Source organism: Bradyrhizobium sp. 45 (assembly GCF_023073155.1).
GTDB lineage: Bacteria > Pseudomonadota > Alphaproteobacteria > Rhizobiales > Xanthobacteraceae > Bradyrhizobium > Bradyrhizobium canariense_D.
Genome location: NZ_JADPIX010000017.1, coordinates 82,949 through 96,579, shown reverse-complemented (window position 1 = coordinate 96,579; position 13,631 = coordinate 82,949). Strand labels below are relative to the sequence as shown.

Annotated in this window: 19 protein-coding genes; 18 read left to right on the top strand and 1 reads right to left on the bottom strand. The window is 58.7% G+C overall.

What is annotated here, in order from left to right; all coding sequences use genetic code 11:
* The first annotated feature begins 268 nt into the window (after window positions 1-268).
* The 18 genes from IVB42_RS03250 (at window position 269) to IVB42_RS03165 (ending at window position 12,052) form a co-directional block, all read left to right on the top strand.
* Window positions 269-433: an AlpA family phage regulatory protein gene (locus tag IVB42_RS03250; protein ID WP_247469740.1), complete on the top strand. Its 165-nt coding sequence runs from the start codon at window positions 269-271 to the stop codon at window positions 431-433.
* 327 nt (window positions 434-760) lie between these two features.
* Window positions 761-2,029, top strand: coding sequence for a site-specific integrase (locus IVB42_RS03245; protein ID WP_247398629.1), 1,269 nt, complete (start codon window positions 761-763; stop codon window positions 2,027-2,029).
* Complete coding sequence (locus IVB42_RS03240; RefSeq protein WP_247398630.1) at window positions 2,029-2,478, top strand: hypothetical protein; 450 nt, start codon at window positions 2,029-2,031, stop codon at window positions 2,476-2,478. Before IVB42_RS03245 ends, IVB42_RS03240 begins: the two co-directional genes overlap by 1 nt.
* A gap of 67 nt (window positions 2,479-2,545) precedes the next feature.
* Window positions 2,546-2,770 (top strand): hypothetical protein, encoded by a 225-nt coding sequence (locus IVB42_RS03235; RefSeq protein WP_247398631.1) that lies wholly within the window; start codon window positions 2,546-2,548, stop codon window positions 2,768-2,770.
* A gap of 196 nt (window positions 2,771-2,966) precedes the next feature.
* Window positions 2,967-3,233 carry a hypothetical protein gene (locus tag IVB42_RS03230; RefSeq protein WP_247398632.1) on the top strand — a complete coding sequence of 89 codons (267 nt, stop codon included), beginning with the start codon at window positions 2,967-2,969 and terminating at the stop codon, window positions 3,231-3,233.
* Window positions 3,230-4,408: an AAA family ATPase gene (locus IVB42_RS03225; protein ID WP_247469735.1), complete on the top strand. Its 1,179-nt coding sequence runs from the start codon at window positions 3,230-3,232 to the stop codon at window positions 4,406-4,408. The genes IVB42_RS03230 and IVB42_RS03225 overlap by 4 nt, the downstream gene beginning before the upstream one ends.
* A gap of 156 nt (window positions 4,409-4,564) precedes the next feature.
* Window positions 4,565-4,966 carry a DUF5681 domain-containing protein gene (locus IVB42_RS03220; RefSeq protein WP_247398634.1) on the top strand — a complete coding sequence of 134 codons (402 nt, stop codon included), beginning with the start codon at window positions 4,565-4,567 and terminating at the stop codon, window positions 4,964-4,966.
* Window positions 4,967-5,129: 163 nt separating this feature from the next.
* Window positions 5,130-5,294, top strand: coding sequence for a hypothetical protein (locus tag IVB42_RS03215; RefSeq protein ID WP_247398635.1), 165 nt, complete (start codon window positions 5,130-5,132; stop codon window positions 5,292-5,294).
* A gap of 10 nt (window positions 5,295-5,304) precedes the next feature.
* A complete protein-coding gene (locus tag IVB42_RS03210; protein WP_247398636.1) occupies window positions 5,305-5,661 on the top strand; it encodes a hypothetical protein in 357 nt (118 codons plus the stop codon).
* Complete coding sequence (locus IVB42_RS03205; RefSeq protein WP_247398637.1) at window positions 5,658-6,668, top strand: tail fiber protein; 1,011 nt, start codon at window positions 5,658-5,660, stop codon at window positions 6,666-6,668. The genes IVB42_RS03210 and IVB42_RS03205 overlap by 4 nt, the downstream gene beginning before the upstream one ends.
* 101 nt (window positions 6,669-6,769) lie before the next feature.
* Window positions 6,770-6,925, top strand: coding sequence for a hypothetical protein (locus IVB42_RS03200; RefSeq protein WP_247398639.1), 156 nt, complete (start codon window positions 6,770-6,772; stop codon window positions 6,923-6,925).
* A complete protein-coding gene (locus tag IVB42_RS03195; RefSeq protein ID WP_247398641.1) occupies window positions 6,925-8,145 on the top strand; it encodes a hypothetical protein in 1,221 nt (406 codons plus the stop codon). Before IVB42_RS03200 ends, IVB42_RS03195 begins: the two co-directional genes overlap by 1 nt.
* Before the next feature lie 3 nt (window positions 8,146-8,148).
* Window positions 8,149-8,406, top strand: a complete 258-nt coding sequence (locus IVB42_RS03190) for a hypothetical protein (RefSeq protein ID WP_247398642.1) — start codon at window positions 8,149-8,151, stop codon at window positions 8,404-8,406.
* Window positions 8,403-8,945, top strand: coding sequence for a hypothetical protein (locus tag IVB42_RS03185; RefSeq protein ID WP_247398646.1), 543 nt, complete (start codon window positions 8,403-8,405; stop codon window positions 8,943-8,945). Before IVB42_RS03190 ends, IVB42_RS03185 begins: the two co-directional genes overlap by 4 nt.
* Entirely contained in the window at window positions 8,920-9,120 is a 201-nt protein-coding gene (locus IVB42_RS03180; RefSeq protein ID WP_247398648.1) for a hypothetical protein, read from the top strand. The genes IVB42_RS03185 and IVB42_RS03180 overlap by 26 nt, the downstream gene beginning before the upstream one ends.
* A gap of 169 nt (window positions 9,121-9,289) precedes the next feature.
* Window positions 9,290-10,864 (top strand): hypothetical protein, encoded by a 1,575-nt coding sequence (locus IVB42_RS03175; protein WP_247398650.1) that lies wholly within the window; start codon window positions 9,290-9,292, stop codon window positions 10,862-10,864.
* Window positions 10,865-10,947: 83 nt separating this feature from the next.
* Window positions 10,948-11,328, top strand: coding sequence for an MbcA/ParS/Xre antitoxin family protein (locus IVB42_RS03170; RefSeq protein WP_247398654.1), 381 nt, complete (start codon window positions 10,948-10,950; stop codon window positions 11,326-11,328).
* Window positions 11,288-12,052 carry an RES family NAD+ phosphorylase gene (locus tag IVB42_RS03165; protein WP_247398651.1) on the top strand — a complete coding sequence of 255 codons (765 nt, stop codon included), beginning with the start codon at window positions 11,288-11,290 and terminating at the stop codon, window positions 12,050-12,052. The genes IVB42_RS03170 and IVB42_RS03165 overlap by 41 nt, the downstream gene beginning before the upstream one ends.
* 170 nt (window positions 12,053-12,222) lie before the next feature.
* On the opposite strand, the gene IVB42_RS03160 is transcribed toward IVB42_RS03165, so the two are convergent.
* Window positions 12,223-13,251, bottom strand: coding sequence for an ABC transporter substrate-binding protein (locus IVB42_RS03160; protein WP_247469731.1), 1,029 nt, complete (start codon window positions 13,249-13,251; stop codon window positions 12,223-12,225).
* Window positions 13,252-13,631 lie beyond the last annotated feature (380 nt).

The following is a 13,631-nucleotide window of genomic DNA, read 5'->3' as shown; positions in this document are numbered from 1 at the left end:
TTTTGCTGTCCAATCCCATCCGAAACCTCCGTCCAAGCCGGAGGCTTCTTTCGCACGTTCATTCGAATTCTGAAGCAAGGGTATCGGCTTCGCGCTTACGACTTCGGCCAAGGAAACTCGAACTCAGACCGTGAAGCGCCAATCTGAGTCGTCCCTAACGAACGATAGGGTAGGTCAGCGACAAACCAAAGCGCTAGAAGCCACGAACTTCAGTACAAAAATCCCACGGAAGCTCGTTACCTTCGACGAATTGAAGGGGACCTACGACATGCCGCTTGGGCGGAGGCAGATCGATAGGCTCGAAGCCGCAGGCAAGTTTCCCAAGCGTGTGCGGATCGGGGAGCGCCGCGTAGCGTGGGTCGCCAGCGAAGTCGAAAGCTATGTAGAGCAACGGATCGCTGCGCGTGGCGCGCGCCCGTTCCGACAAGTCTAAAACCGTGCCCCCAAAGTGCCCCCAAGAAGAGATCGCGGGGGCACGGCGATGCAGCAAAGCCAAAGAAGGTAATTATTTCAGTGGGTTGTTTGGTGAGCGCGCTGGGGCTCGAACCCAGGACCCCGTGATTAAAAGTTATGGCTCTGCACACGCGCCAAGCTGCTGCTAACATTGTATTTCCCCCTAATCCGCTCAGAAACCCGTTGATAGCAGGCTTTCTAGCGATTTGCGATAGATGCCCAGAAATGCCTTGCGCTGACCCGAGGCTGTGTGCATAGAGTGTGCATGCCGACCACGTAATGATTTGGTGTGCACGGAGGCGGGGCAATGCAGGTCAAGATCAGCAAGACGCAAGTGGACCGGCTGAGTGCAGGTCAAATGCTCGCGGATAAGGAAGTGAAGGGCTTCGTTGCGCGCCGTCTCAATAGTGGCGCCGTCAGCTATGGGTTTCGTTACCGGGACAAGAGCACCGGCAAGCAGCGCTGGCTCGGTTTGGGGCTTCACGGCAGCATCACCCCCGATGAGGCTCGGGACCTGGCCAAGAAGGCAGCCGGCGAGGTGGCGGACAAGAAGGATCCCCAGGCTGAACTTCAGGACTCCCGGACAGAGGCGAAGCGGGAACGGCTGGCAGCCGCAAACACCGTGAACACCGTTCTGGACGCCTTCGAGAGAGACCACGTTGAAGGCCTACGTAGCGGCGATCAGGTCAAGGCCGCTTTCACGAACCATGTGCGACCCCGAATTGGCGATAAGTCCATCTATGATCTGAAGCGCAGCGACATCACCACCATGCTGAACGAGATCAAGGCCGAGAGCGGCCCCGTGATGGCCGACCGGGTGCTGGCCCACGTCCGCAAGGCGTTCAACTGGCAGATGGTCCAGGACGATGAGTTTAAGTCGCCGATTGTTCGCGGCATGGCAAAGACCAAGCCGAAGGAGCGGGCTCGCAAGCGGACCTTGGCGGACGACGAGATCAGGGACGTCTGGGCAGCTCTGGAACAGATCGAGCAGCCGGCCTGCTATCCCCGTTATGTGAAATCCTTGCTGCTCGCCATGACGCGCCGCAACGAATCGGCTCGGATGCATACTGACGAGCTCGATGGTGACCTCTGGATCATTCCAGGCTCGCGATACAAGAATAAGCAGGATCACGTCATTCCGGTAATCCCGGCGCTCCGTGAGTTAATCGGGGAGAAGCCGGCCGGGTGCACTAAGAACTCCTGGTTCGTTTTCTCGACGACGACCAGCGGCGGGCAGTTGGACGGGGCAAAGCCCTTCAGCGGGTTCAGCAAGGCCAAGAAGGACCTCGACCGGATTGTCGCGAAGACCCGGAAGGCAGAGGGGAGGGCGCCCATGAAGCAGTGGCAGTTGCACGACCTGCGCCGCACCGGCCGCAGCCTCATGAGCCGCGCCAAGGTGGATGCTGACCACGCCGAGCGCTGCATGGGACACGTCATCGGCGGCGTTCGCGAGACCTATGACCGCTATGAGTATCTGGACGAGAAGCGGCAGGCCTTCGAGGCCCTGGCGGCGATGGTGGGGATGATCCTCAATCCTCCGGCCAACAACGTTATTCCCTTCGCGGCGGCTGAGTAATGGGCCGCGGCGGGGCGAGGGCCGGCGCCGGCCGGAAGGGCCTGACCGACTATGAAAAGCTGTTGATTGGTGCCGAATGCGAGCGACGTTGGGACGAACTCGGCGAGCGCGAAGCAATTGAACGCTACGAGGCGTTACCGGAGACAAAGGCGATCAGGCTTGAGCAATCCAGCACTGAGCTGATTCCCACGCACCTTAGGCGCAGCTCTCGGCAGCGGCTCAAGGACATTTCAGAGGACATCGACGACATCACTGAGGGTGCGCGACGCGTTACCATTCCGATCAAGCGGCCCTACGGCGCCAAGCCACAAATCATCGCCGACGTGATTGCCTATGTGGCCGAAACTTACGGCATCCGAATCTCCGCGGGCCAAGTCAGCGAAAGCTGGAAGGAATGGAGCAAGTTCAAAAAGTCCCCGGAGTATAGGGCTTCTTTGAAATCCCCCTAATGTTGGAGCCCGCCAAAACGCGCGTGGCATGTTCGCCCTCGGTATCCACCACCTACCGAGAGGCAAAATGGACAATCCCAAGAAAGAGCATCGGCCGCCCGTCGATGTGAAAGGCGCCGCAACCTACACCGGGTTCGGCGAAGGCTACCTGAACAAGCTCCGCTGCAAAGGTGGCGGTCCCGTCTACCTCAAAAGAAATGGTGTTGTCCGGTACGACCTAGACGACCTGGACGACTGGTTGGCCGCCGGCAAGCGCAAATCGACCTCCGATAGTCGCGAGGTCGCCGCCTGATGAAGCCTCACAAGGAAAACCCCGCAACGCTGGCGGCGTGCGGGGCTCCGAATTCTGATCTGGCTGGCGCTTCGATCTGTTCGGACTCTACATCTCCGCTTCGCAGACTGCAAGCTTCGCGTCTTGTCCGCCTCTACGCCATGAACGCGGCGATGGCCGAAGCGATCGCGCCTCTCGTATTCCTGGAGGCGATGCGATGATGCACGAACGATTTTCAACCTCTCAATCTGAGAGATTGACCTCACGCGATCACCTCATTGTCAGCGACCCCGAAATCCGCAGGCAACTTCAGCTTGCCGGTCTGCGCTTCATGTACAGCCGCGCGGTTTGGCTGGCACATGAGGCCAAGGTCATGGGGCTGGCGGTGAAGAACGGCACCATGAGCACCGCAGAGCTTGATGACAAGTTAGAAGAAATGGGCGCGCTGGATCTTGTGTACCCCGAGCTGATGAGGTCCGCATGAAACACGAAGGTCAATTCCCATGCCCCATGCCCGCAGTCGACCCGAAAGATCCTTTCCCCGATACGTGGCCTAGCGCCCCCTCACCGGATCAGCAAGAGGGAGACGAACGACGCACGCGCCTGGCAACGCTGAAAATACAGCAGAGGGGATCTTTGCGGCTTGAGCCTCTAGAAAACGTCTTCCTTCAGGATGATTGCGCCAAGGGCCATATCATCAAGGGGATTTTCGCTTGGGGTGAAACATCGGCATGGATCGCGCCACCCGGCGGGATGAAATCGGCGCTTCTAGCATCCGCTGCAATAAGCGTTGCCCTAAACCAACCGTGGTTCGGCCGGAGAGCGCCCGGCAACCCCGTTGGAGTGATTTACTTCGCCCTGGAGCGCGCCGATTTGGTGAAGCGACGGCTTATCGCTCACCGGCGTAAATTGGGCCTACCTGAAAACCATCCCCTTGCAATCATCGTGCAAAGCGGAATGCTCGACATGATGAACCCGGCAACCGTGCCGCTGGTGGTGGAGGCGGTGCGGCGCGCCGAGATATACTTTAGCTATCTCCCCGAGCGCCATTGCGCGGGCCTGCTGATCTTCGACACCTTCGCCAAGATGATTGCGGCAGGCGGCGGTGATGAGAACAGCGCTAAAGACCAGGGTAAAGTGTTCGCCAATCTCCAGCGCATCAAGGATGAGCTTGGAGGCCCGCACATCGCTCTGATTGGTCACACGGGTAAGGATGAGGCCAGAGGCGCCCGGGGATCTAACGCCCTTTACGGTGACGTTGACGTGCTGGTGACAATCGGCGGCGATGCCATCAAGACCGCGACCGTCGCCAAGGCCAACGACATACCAGACGGCCCGCTGTTCTCATTCTCATCTGAGATAGTCGACTTTGGCCCGGATGAAGACGGTGATCCGCAGACGGTCAACATTGTCAGCGCCGAGGAGGTTTCGCGTCAGATTGACGGAAAACCCGCCGAGCCCAAACTCTCCACCAACCAGCGTGTCATGTACCGGCTTCTAGCCGAAGCAGGGCCAGCAGGGCTGACTGTGGATGCGTGGAACGATCTTGCCAAGGAGAACGGCATCGCCACCAAGCAGCGGCTGTATGAGCTTCGGATGGCGCTGAAGGACAAGAGACTAATTCGAGAGTACGCCGGCACATGGAAGGTGTGCCAATGACCATCTGTCCACACCAGCAAGTCACGGTAACGGTAACGGTCCGGTCTCCCCTTATAGGGGGGAGAACCGTGACGTTACTTCGTTACCAAGGTAACGCGTGACCAGTTCGTGACCGTTACGTTACCAACCGTTACCGAGGAATAGGAGAAGACTGGCGTGAACAAACAGGCGGTAAGCACGAAGTGGAAGCCGGGGCAGTCTGGCAACCCGCTGGGGAGACCCCAGGGAACGCGTGCAAAGTTCTCCGAAGCGGCGTGCGCTGATGCGCTCAAGGACTGGACCAGCAATGGAGCGGCGACCCTGGAGCGTGTGAGGGATACTGACCCAAGCACCTATCTCCGCGTCCTGTTCAGCATCATCCCGAAGGACATCGCGGTCTCGATCGAGAACCGCACTGGTCCGATGGACACTGCCGAGATGCAGATGATGCGCCGGCTTGTGGGGCTGATCCAGGCGACGGCCGATGCGGTCGATCCTGAGATCGTGTTCGGCTGGATCGAGGAAGATCTGAGAGCGCGCGTTGCACGTGAGGTTGGCGGCAAGTTGAGCGGCGGTTGAGCCCGAGTCATTTTGACGCAGTCTTTTGCCAATTGTGTGCATAGCGTGTGCACAGCTTCCAGCCGATTACCTAAGATATTGAAGTAGAACGTGCATTGGACGATTGCGCCATGATAAAAGATTACGTGTTCCGCGATTTGCGAACTCGATAGAGGATTGATTGATGCTGAACGAGACCCAGGCTGCCGAGCTTGTCCGAACCCTTCAGGACCGCTCCCCGCTCGTGCGCCTCACATACATGGAAGCGCTGACTGTCATCGATCTGATGCAACAGCGCGGCTGGAAGATCTCTGTGCCGGTGGCCGATGTGTCATCGTCCCAGAGCTGAGGCGCCCGGAATGCCTGACATCGGTTTCCGATACGCCCGTACAGACCTCCTGAAGGCCGTTGCCGAGCGCAAGGGTATGAGCATCAGCACCTTGATGCGCTCACTGGCGGACTCCGCTGTGGCTTCTGAGGGCTTTCCTGTCGCGGAGCAGCAGTATTGCCTGGTGCGAAACGGCGAGTTGGTTGCAACTGGCTTCAAACCATCGAACGATCCAGATGGCGGCGTCTGGCTGCCAATCGAGAACGAGGACAACCAGCTCTTTGACCCCGCGCAGCACTGGCGTCTGAAGCCGCTCCCGCTCCGCCTGGACGGTGATCGGGTGGTCCGCACCTATCCCGTGGTTGCCAAGTCCCAGGAGCACGCATGAGCGGCGTTGCATGGTGGTCACAGACTGCGGCGAGCAACGCGACGCAAGACCCGACAATCAACTTTGCAGAGGGCCAGGCGCCGTCCAGCGTGAACGACTCCGCGCGGGCTCTGATGGCCTCGGCCGCGAAGTGGCGCGACGACATTACAGGCGCAATCACCACGGCTGGGACCAGCATTGCGTTCACCGTTAGCAGCTATCAGACCTTCGACACTCTTGCCCGCCTCAACGGGCAGATGATCGCGTTCACCCCGCACACGACTTCCGGAAGCACCGTCACCCTCAATGTTGACGGATTGGGCGCAAAGCCGCTGCGCTCGGCACCGAGCACAGACCTTGTGACCGGCCATCTGGTCCAGGGCACGCCGTACGTTGCGGTTTACAACAGCAGCGACGCTGCATTCTATCTGCAAGGGTTCTTTGGCAATCCCTATGCGTCGCCGATTGGCGGCATGCTGGATTTCATCGGCTCGACGGCTCCGAATAGTTCGTTTGTTTTCCCGTATGGCCAGGCCATTTCCCGCGCGACCTATTCGGTCTTGTTCGCGCTAGTGAGCACTGCCTACGGCAGTGGAGACGGTTCGACTACCTTCAATGTTCCAGACCTTCGCGGTCGCGTCATCGCCGGCAAGGATAATATGGGCGGCACATACGCGGGACGCCTTACCGGAACCTTTTTTGGTTCAGATAGCGGTGTCCTAGGAAATATCGGGGGTGGCGAAAGCCAGACGCTGACAGCGGCGCAAATTCCATCGATCACATCAAGCGCGAGCAACGCCATCACCGTCACAACGGTGCAGAGGGTCGTCAACGGCCCAAATGCGGGTTCTGCGCAGGGCGGCGGTACGCAGGTGACGGCGTCTGATGCTGGTTCGGGCGGAAACCTAAGCCTGCTCAATTCTACGGGCAACAACACCATCACGGTTAATTCGAACAACACAGGCGGCGGCGCTCATCGCACCGTGCAGCCTACGATCGTGCTCAACAAAATCCTGAGAATTATCTGACGACGGCAGGTCGGGGTGCCATCGCGACTGCGGATGTACCAGCGCGACAAACCGACCATTCACCCCGGCAATACCGCCGGCGAACTTGAAAGGAAAGCACGATGGGTAAGGAATTGATGCGCGACCTCGAAGACCTTCAGCAGGCGGATGACAGCTTCCGGCGCGGCGACTCGTCCCGAAAGGAGTACCGGGCTGTTGAATCTGCGGTGATCCGCAAAGCTACCACGCCGAAGCCCACTGGAGGCAAGAAGCGCTGATGAGTGAAATGGACACCTCGACAGTAGAAGCTCCGAGGGATTCCTCGGGGCAGTTCACTGGCGGCGAGGAAAAGTTCGGCATCGAGGGCGTCGAGGCCGATCAGGGGTATACCCACGTAAATGCGCCAGCCGCACCGACAGATGATTCACCCGAGGCGGTCTATGAGCAATATAAGCGCAAGCGTGGGGATGCTGACGGCCAGCCCATAAAGCGCGAGCTGACCTATGCCGATACCGGCGAAAAGGTTGAGCCCAATCTTGCTATCACGCCTGAACAGGCACACGCGGCGCTCACGCAGTCATACTCTTTCGAGCAAGCCGGCCGCGAGCTTCTTGGCATTGAACAGACCAGAGACCAGATTGACAGGGCTCGCGCCGAAAGGATCAACGGCGATCCCAAGCTGGCCGAGCATTATGGCGTCGATCTGGAGGCCGACACGGCGCCCGCTAGCGAGGCACGTTCGGAGACGCCGGCTGAGGAGACTTACGTGGCCCCGGCAGATGGCGAGATCCATCCCGAGGTTCAGAAGGCGCTGAAGCATCCGCAGGTTCGGCAAGCCATCGCGGAGGAGTTTACAAGGGCCGAGCAGGCAACCCAGGCCTATTCAACGGGCCTGGAGAGCGCGCGTCTGCACACGTTGGCGACGCTTGGGGAGGTCGTACCGCACCTCATGGGCTTGCAGCCGGCGCAGTTCGAGCAGGGGATGGAGCTGCTTGCACAGGTCGATCCGCCGGCCTTTCAGAAAGCCATGAACATCCTCGCCCGCACGAACACGATCGTTCAGGCGCAGCAGCAGGCCGAGCAACATCGTGCCGCTGTCGAGCACCAACAGGTCGAAACATGGGCAAAGGCGGAAGATGCTCGCCTCAAGACCATGGGAGTAGAAATCACGAACGACGTGGCGAACGAAGTGGCGGACTACGCCAAGTCGCTCGGCATCGAGCGGGAGTCTCTCGGGAGGGCCATGATCGATCACCCGATCCTGCGCAGTGCAGAGGTGCAAGCCATGATGGTGGCGGCTGCCAAATTCCACGCGATCCAGAAGGCGCCCGCGAAAGCTATCCCCAAACCTGTCCCCTCAGTTCAGAGGCCTGGCCTCGCCAGATCACCCGGCGACCGGGACGCGAGCGAGATTATGTCGCTCAGGCAGAAAGCGACGGCAACCGGCAACGCCGAGGACGTCTTCAAACTTTACAAAGCCAAGAAAGCACGGAGCTGATCCATGTCAGATGACGATCGCAACTTCATTGATGCTGCGCGTGACGTTTCGAAAAACTGGAGCGGGGAAGATATCAGCCCTGACGGGATGCTTCAGGAATTTCAGCTGTACGGCCACGCCAAACGATCGGGCATTCTCGATCAGATCGACACCGAGTACAGCAACGCGGACACCTCGGACCTGCGAAAGTATCACGAGATGGTCACGCTTCGTCGGAATCTGAAGCAGGTGCACCACACGTTGCGCAAGGCTGGTCGTTGAGCAGCCCTGTCCTCAAGGCCCTGGTCAATGCGGAGATGGAGAACGCCGAGCATCATGCACGGTCCATCAGCGCCGCTGTGGCAAGGCAGATCGGCCCTCCGGCTGACGTATCGCACGGCACCTTGCCGGCCGAGTTCGTTGCATGGTGTGAGCAGAAGGGCGTTGCGTCGCTCCCGGCTCGTCCTGCCTCAATCGCATTGTATGTGCTGGAGAGCAGGCATCTGGGAATAGACCATTTTGCGCGGATGGTTGTCGAGATTTCTCGGTGCCATTTGCGGCGGGGGCAGGCAGATCCGACATCGGGTTATCCGGTGTCGGCTGCACTGAACCATCTCGCCAAGATCGAGGCTCCTCTGTCGTGGCCCAAGGCTATGCGGCCTCGGTTCGGTGAACTTCCCTATGAATTGCAGCAATATCTGGCATCCCGCGACAAGGACCAGACCAGAGTAATCAAGCAGGCGCAGCAAGAAGCAGCGCTTGCTCGGCTAAAGCTGAAACAGAGCGAGACAGAGAATGTTGAAGCAAAAGACGCTACTTAATCGAATGAAGGAAATTCAGGCCGAGGCAGACGCCCTGATTGACAGGCGCGTCGAAGAGCTTCGCGCGGAGACAAACTTCTCTATACCTCCACCCGCCTTGCGCCGCGAACTTGAGGGCAAGGCCTGGGGGTGCCCCTGCAAGCAAGCAGCAGCTTTGCTGGAGGAAAAGAAGTGAGCGGAATCCTCAGCGGGTTGACTGATCCAGTATTCATGGCTGCGGTGGCAGAGCGTAATCGCATCGCTGAGCACGTTGCTTGTCAGATGGGCGTGCCGTTGGAAGTAGCGCGAGCGGCATTGCGTGCTTTCGCGCACGAAACGTCGAGCGACGGGCATACGTTGCACTGATGCAGCACTGGACAGACCAAATCAGCGGCGTGCTCGATCATGCCGAGCGGCTCGACGGCGATCTAGAGTATTTCGCCGAGCACTATCTGAAGATCAGGCCCAAAGCCGGCGGCGTTGTCCCGTTCAAGTTCAATCCTGTGCAAAGGAAGCTGCACACGATCATCGAGGAGCAGCGCGCCAGGACCGGCATGGTCCGCATTGTGGTCCTCAAGGCCCGTCAGGAAGGCGTCAGCACCTATGTTGCCGGCCGCTACTACCACAAAACCATCAAGAATCCGGGCTTCCTGACCGCAATCGTGGCGCATGAGAAGCCGGCCGTCCGTAATCTGTTCGGCCTGGTGAAGCGCATGCACGACCTGATGCCGGAGGACATGCGGCCTGTCACCGGCGCCTCGAATGCCGAAGAGCTGAAGTTCAGCAATATCGATAGCGGCTATCTCGTCTCAGTTGCAACTGAGGACGGCGCCGGCCGATCGTCAACGGCTCAGGCCCTGCACGCCTCCGAGGCGGCCTTCTGGGTCAACCTCAAGGAACAGCTCGCCGCACTGATGGAGACGGTGCCGGACCTACCGGATACTGAGATCATCATCGAGACCACCGGCAACCAGTTCGGTGACGAGTTTCACCAGTTCTGGTGCAAGGCCCTGGCCGGCGAGAACAGCTTCCTCGCTGTGTTTCTGCCGTGGTCGGAAGATCCGACGTACCGCAAGGCGCTCCCGGACGACTTCGCGATGAGCACCGAGGAAAAGCAGCTAGCCGAGCTGCATCACCTCGACGCCGAGCAGATTTACTGGCGCCGCTGCAAGATCGCGGACAAGGGAGACATCAATTATTTCAAGCGCGAGTATCCGCTGACCCCCGATGAAGCGTTTCTCGCCTCCAGCTTCGACAGCTTCATTCCTCACGAGCTGGTTTTGCGTGCTCGCAAGAAGGAACACAAGGGGACTGGTCCGCTGATCGTTGGCGTCGATCCCGCCCGCTTCGGCGCCGACAGCACGGCCATTGCCTGGCGTCGTGGCAGCGCCATCGAGAGGATCGAGAAGCGGAAGCACCTCGACACCATGCAGGTTGCGGGCTGGGTGGCTCAGCTCATGCGTGACGACAAGCCGGCCAAGGTCAATATCGATGTGGGCGGTCTCGGCGCTGGCATCTATGACCGTCTGGTTGAGCAAGGCTACGGCGGCGCCTTCGGCAGCGGCCAGCTCAACGCGGTCAACTTCGGCTCAAAGCCGATCGACCCCCCGCCGTTGGATGATAGCGGCAAGCCTTCCGGCGGCCCCGCCAACCGTCGTGCCGAGATGTGGTCCCACCTGAAGACGGCCCTAGAGGGCTCTCACTTCTCGCTGCCCGACAGCGATAGCTTGCAGACCGACATCTGCGGCCCTGGGTACCGCTACATGAGCGACGGGCGGCTGGTGTTGGAGAGCAAGGACGAGATGAAAAAGCGTGGCATGCCGAGCCCTGACGAGGGTGACGCGGTGGCGCTGTGCTTCAGCGAGCCTGGTGGTGCGCCCGTGGTCTCGAATTCCAATTTCAACCGGCCGATCGCGTACCCGAACATGGGGGTGGTTTGATGGAACTTAATCATTCATTAGAAATTGCCTTGCTAATGAAAGAAGGCGTCCCTATTCTTTCTTTAGACGGAGGAGGCGGTGATATGTTACCGGTGGCGGAGGTCGTACGAGAGCCCTCTAAGGAAGGACTGGTTCTTACCAAGGCGGCAATTAGGGCAGCAGACCGATTGGGCATGTCCCAGCGCGCTCTGGGTAATGTCCTTGGCCTTTCCGAATCAGTGATCTCTCGCATGAAAAACGGTGAGTACGTGCTTGAGCGAGGCAAGCCGTTCGAATTGGCAGCCCTATTCGTTCGGCTCTATCGATCACTGGATGCAATTGTAAGTGGTGATGATAAAACGGCCAGCGAATGGCTGAGAAACGAAAACATAGCGCTGAAGGCTCGGCCGCTCGATGCGATCCAAAAGGTGCAGGGGCTCGTTGATGTCATCCGATACTTGGACACCAGAAGAGCTATCATCTAACGCAGCAGCGCTTACCACCACGTCGTGGCGCCTGGTCGAGGCTCAACATCAAGCCTCGACCATGAAGGTAACCGATACGCTCGAAGAGCAAGAGATTCTCGAGAACCTTATCGAGGAGACGAAGCCCCCAGTGCCGTCGGGCTGCGAAGCCCTCCACTTTCTTCTGATGACCCCGTTTCGGTATAGTGCGACAAACCCCAATGGGAGCAGGTTTCGTAGGCCCAACGCAGCCAACGGCGTATTTTACACCGCAGAACATCCAGGCACCGCAATCGCTGAGATGTCCTTCTACCGCGTTCTCTTCTTCGCAGAGTCGCCAGGAACTTCTTGGCCTCAGAATCCCGGAGAATACACGGCCTTTGCGGTCGGGGTCGCTGCAGAGCGAACTCTAGACCTGACTGCGAGCCCCTATATTGACAATCCATCTCTCTACCATCTGGTCGACTATACAGCCGGGCAGGCCATTGCTGATGGTGCGCGCCAAGCCGGAATCGATGTCATCAAGTACTCATCGGTGCGAGATCCGGAAAAGCGACCGAACTTGGCGATCCTAACTCCAAAGACGTTTGCTAAGCCCGAGCCGGTCGACCGTCAGAGTTGGAAACTTCATCTGGATGCAAATGGGGTGCGCGCTGTATGCGAAGCACCTCACATCTTGATCGCTTTCGACCGCCATGCCTTCAGCGCGGATCCGCGATTGAAAAACTTCATCTGGACCCGTTAGTCAGCCACTCTATGGCCCCGACTCAGGCGCGCCCTTCCACAGCGCAATTCTGCGCTTTGTGGAGGCGAGCACCATTGCCGGATCTGTTGGCGTCGTCTTCATAACCGAATATTGCATCGGGTAGCAGCCCGTTTACGTTTCAACAATGCGGCGGCAACTGGGAGGCGGATTCAATAAGCCCTGGCCTCTCTAGGCGTCGGTTCAATCCATGATGTGCCATCGAAGCGAGCGATTGAGCTGACATAAATATGTTCTGTCCGCATGTCCTTCTCGGATGCATAGGTCCGTCTCAGGCAGGCGCTGGAAAGATCCGTCTCGCACTGTTTCAAAATTCTGGTCAAAGACTGTGCCTGCAAAAAGCCCTCGATCGCAAAATCAGAGGCGGCGTCGCTCGGTTCAAGCTCGTCCTTGAATCGTTGCCAGCGAAGGGTTTCGTCATCAGTCAATTCTATGGGTTTTAAGTGGACCATGGCGCTAATCGCGCCCTCCGCAGGAGCGAGGCCGAGTTGGTCAGTTATCGCAAGGGTTGGCTTCCATTCAAGTCCGACGGTTTGCTTCATAGTATCGGATTGGAATGCGCGACTGCCAAAAACAGCAAGAAAATCGGCGCTCGATCCACTCACTCTGGCAACGCGGTTGCCGGTCCATTCATCACTTCTGAGCATGTTCGTTATCATGCGCCGTGCGTTAGCGGCTCCCAGACCGTAGAAGAAACCATCAACCGCACTGACCGACTTTCCTGTTTCAAATATGATGGCGATTTTTCCGTCTGGCTTCGCGTTCAGAATGTATTCGCCCAGCGTTGCCGCTTTTAACGCTGCTTCGTCGGCAATCTCATCCTGAGATTCATACATCAGCGGGACTTGCTTGAAGCGAATGTATGGTGCGGCGGCATCTATCGTTTTTCTATCCAGGCCAGTCAATAACGAGACGTGATCTTCTTCGAAGAGTTTGCGCGTCAAGTCTAAAGCCTTCTTCGGGTCGCCACCGTGATCATACGAAATGAGACGGATTTGATGGCCGGCAACTCCTCCGTTTTGGTTGATCCTGTTGAAATAAGCGGATGTCACTCTGGCAACGACGGCGGCAGGAGAGGCCGCGTCCGTGGCTGCAAGGCTGCCAATTCGAATCTCCTCGGCCCCTGCTGCCTGCGCGGTGATCGCAAACAAAGCCACGCAGTAGAGTAAGCGAAATATCATTTGGATTGGTGCCCCCGTGGGCACTTCTAGCACCACAACCACACAGCGAACAATTAGCCAAAGCGCCAAGGCGCCCCGAAAGGGGATGGATTTTTAAGCAAATCAGGTGCAGCGTGTCCGTGGGTGTGACAACCCGGACCTGGAATACAGGCGACCCTTGGCGGGGTGGCCTCAGCTGCGCGTAGGAGACCTTGGCGGGTTTCCTCAGGCGCTCATCGGTAGCGCTTGGCGGCGCACCAACTTGGCCATTATGGCCGGGGACGGTGCGCTATGTCCAGAGGGGCAACCCTTAAAGGCGCTCCGAGCAGTCTTCCAGGCTGTTTGTCACCCCCCGGCTGCCGGCCCGATGCTGGTGACGGCTGTGACAAGCCAAGACCTGG

Bases quoted from the DNA above. Each gene is read 5' to 3' on its own strand.
- IVB42_RS03250 (WP_247469740.1), top strand. From the start codon at position 269: ATGCCGCTTGGGCGGAGGCAGATCGATAGGCTCGAAGCCGCAGGCAAG.
- IVB42_RS03245 (WP_247398629.1), top strand. From the start codon at position 761: ATGCAGGTCAAGATCAGCAAGACGCAAGTGGACCGGCTGAGTGCAGGT.
- IVB42_RS03240 (WP_247398630.1), top strand. From the start codon at position 2,029: ATGGGCCGCGGCGGGGCGAGGGCCGGCGCCGGCCGGAAGGGCCTGACC.
- IVB42_RS03235 (WP_247398631.1), top strand. From the start codon at position 2,546: ATGGACAATCCCAAGAAAGAGCATCGGCCGCCCGTCGATGTGAAAGGC.
- IVB42_RS03230 (WP_247398632.1), top strand. From the start codon at position 2,967: ATGATGCACGAACGATTTTCAACCTCTCAATCTGAGAGATTGACCTCA.
- IVB42_RS03225 (WP_247469735.1), top strand. From the start codon at position 3,230: ATGAAACACGAAGGTCAATTCCCATGCCCCATGCCCGCAGTCGACCCG.
- IVB42_RS03215 (WP_247398635.1), top strand. From the start codon at position 5,130: ATGCTGAACGAGACCCAGGCTGCCGAGCTTGTCCGAACCCTTCAGGAC.
- IVB42_RS03210 (WP_247398636.1), top strand. From the start codon at position 5,305: ATGCCTGACATCGGTTTCCGATACGCCCGTACAGACCTCCTGAAGGCC.
- IVB42_RS03205 (WP_247398637.1), top strand. From the start codon at position 5,658: ATGAGCGGCGTTGCATGGTGGTCACAGACTGCGGCGAGCAACGCGACG.
- IVB42_RS03200 (WP_247398639.1), top strand. From the start codon at position 6,770: ATGGGTAAGGAATTGATGCGCGACCTCGAAGACCTTCAGCAGGCGGAT.
- IVB42_RS03195 (WP_247398641.1), top strand. From the start codon at position 6,925: ATGAGTGAAATGGACACCTCGACAGTAGAAGCTCCGAGGGATTCCTCG.
- IVB42_RS03190 (WP_247398642.1), top strand. From the start codon at position 8,149: ATGTCAGATGACGATCGCAACTTCATTGATGCTGCGCGTGACGTTTCG.
- IVB42_RS03180 (WP_247398648.1), top strand. From the start codon at position 8,920: ATGTTGAAGCAAAAGACGCTACTTAATCGAATGAAGGAAATTCAGGCC.
- IVB42_RS03175 (WP_247398650.1), top strand. From the start codon at position 9,290: ATGCAGCACTGGACAGACCAAATCAGCGGCGTGCTCGATCATGCCGAG.
- IVB42_RS03170 (WP_247398654.1), top strand. From the start codon at position 10,948: ATGTTACCGGTGGCGGAGGTCGTACGAGAGCCCTCTAAGGAAGGACTG.
- IVB42_RS03165 (WP_247398651.1), top strand. From the start codon at position 11,288: ATGTCATCCGATACTTGGACACCAGAAGAGCTATCATCTAACGCAGCA.
- IVB42_RS03160 (WP_247469731.1), bottom strand. From the start codon at position 13,251: ATGATATTTCGCTTACTCTACTGCGTGGCTTTGTTTGCGATCACCGCG.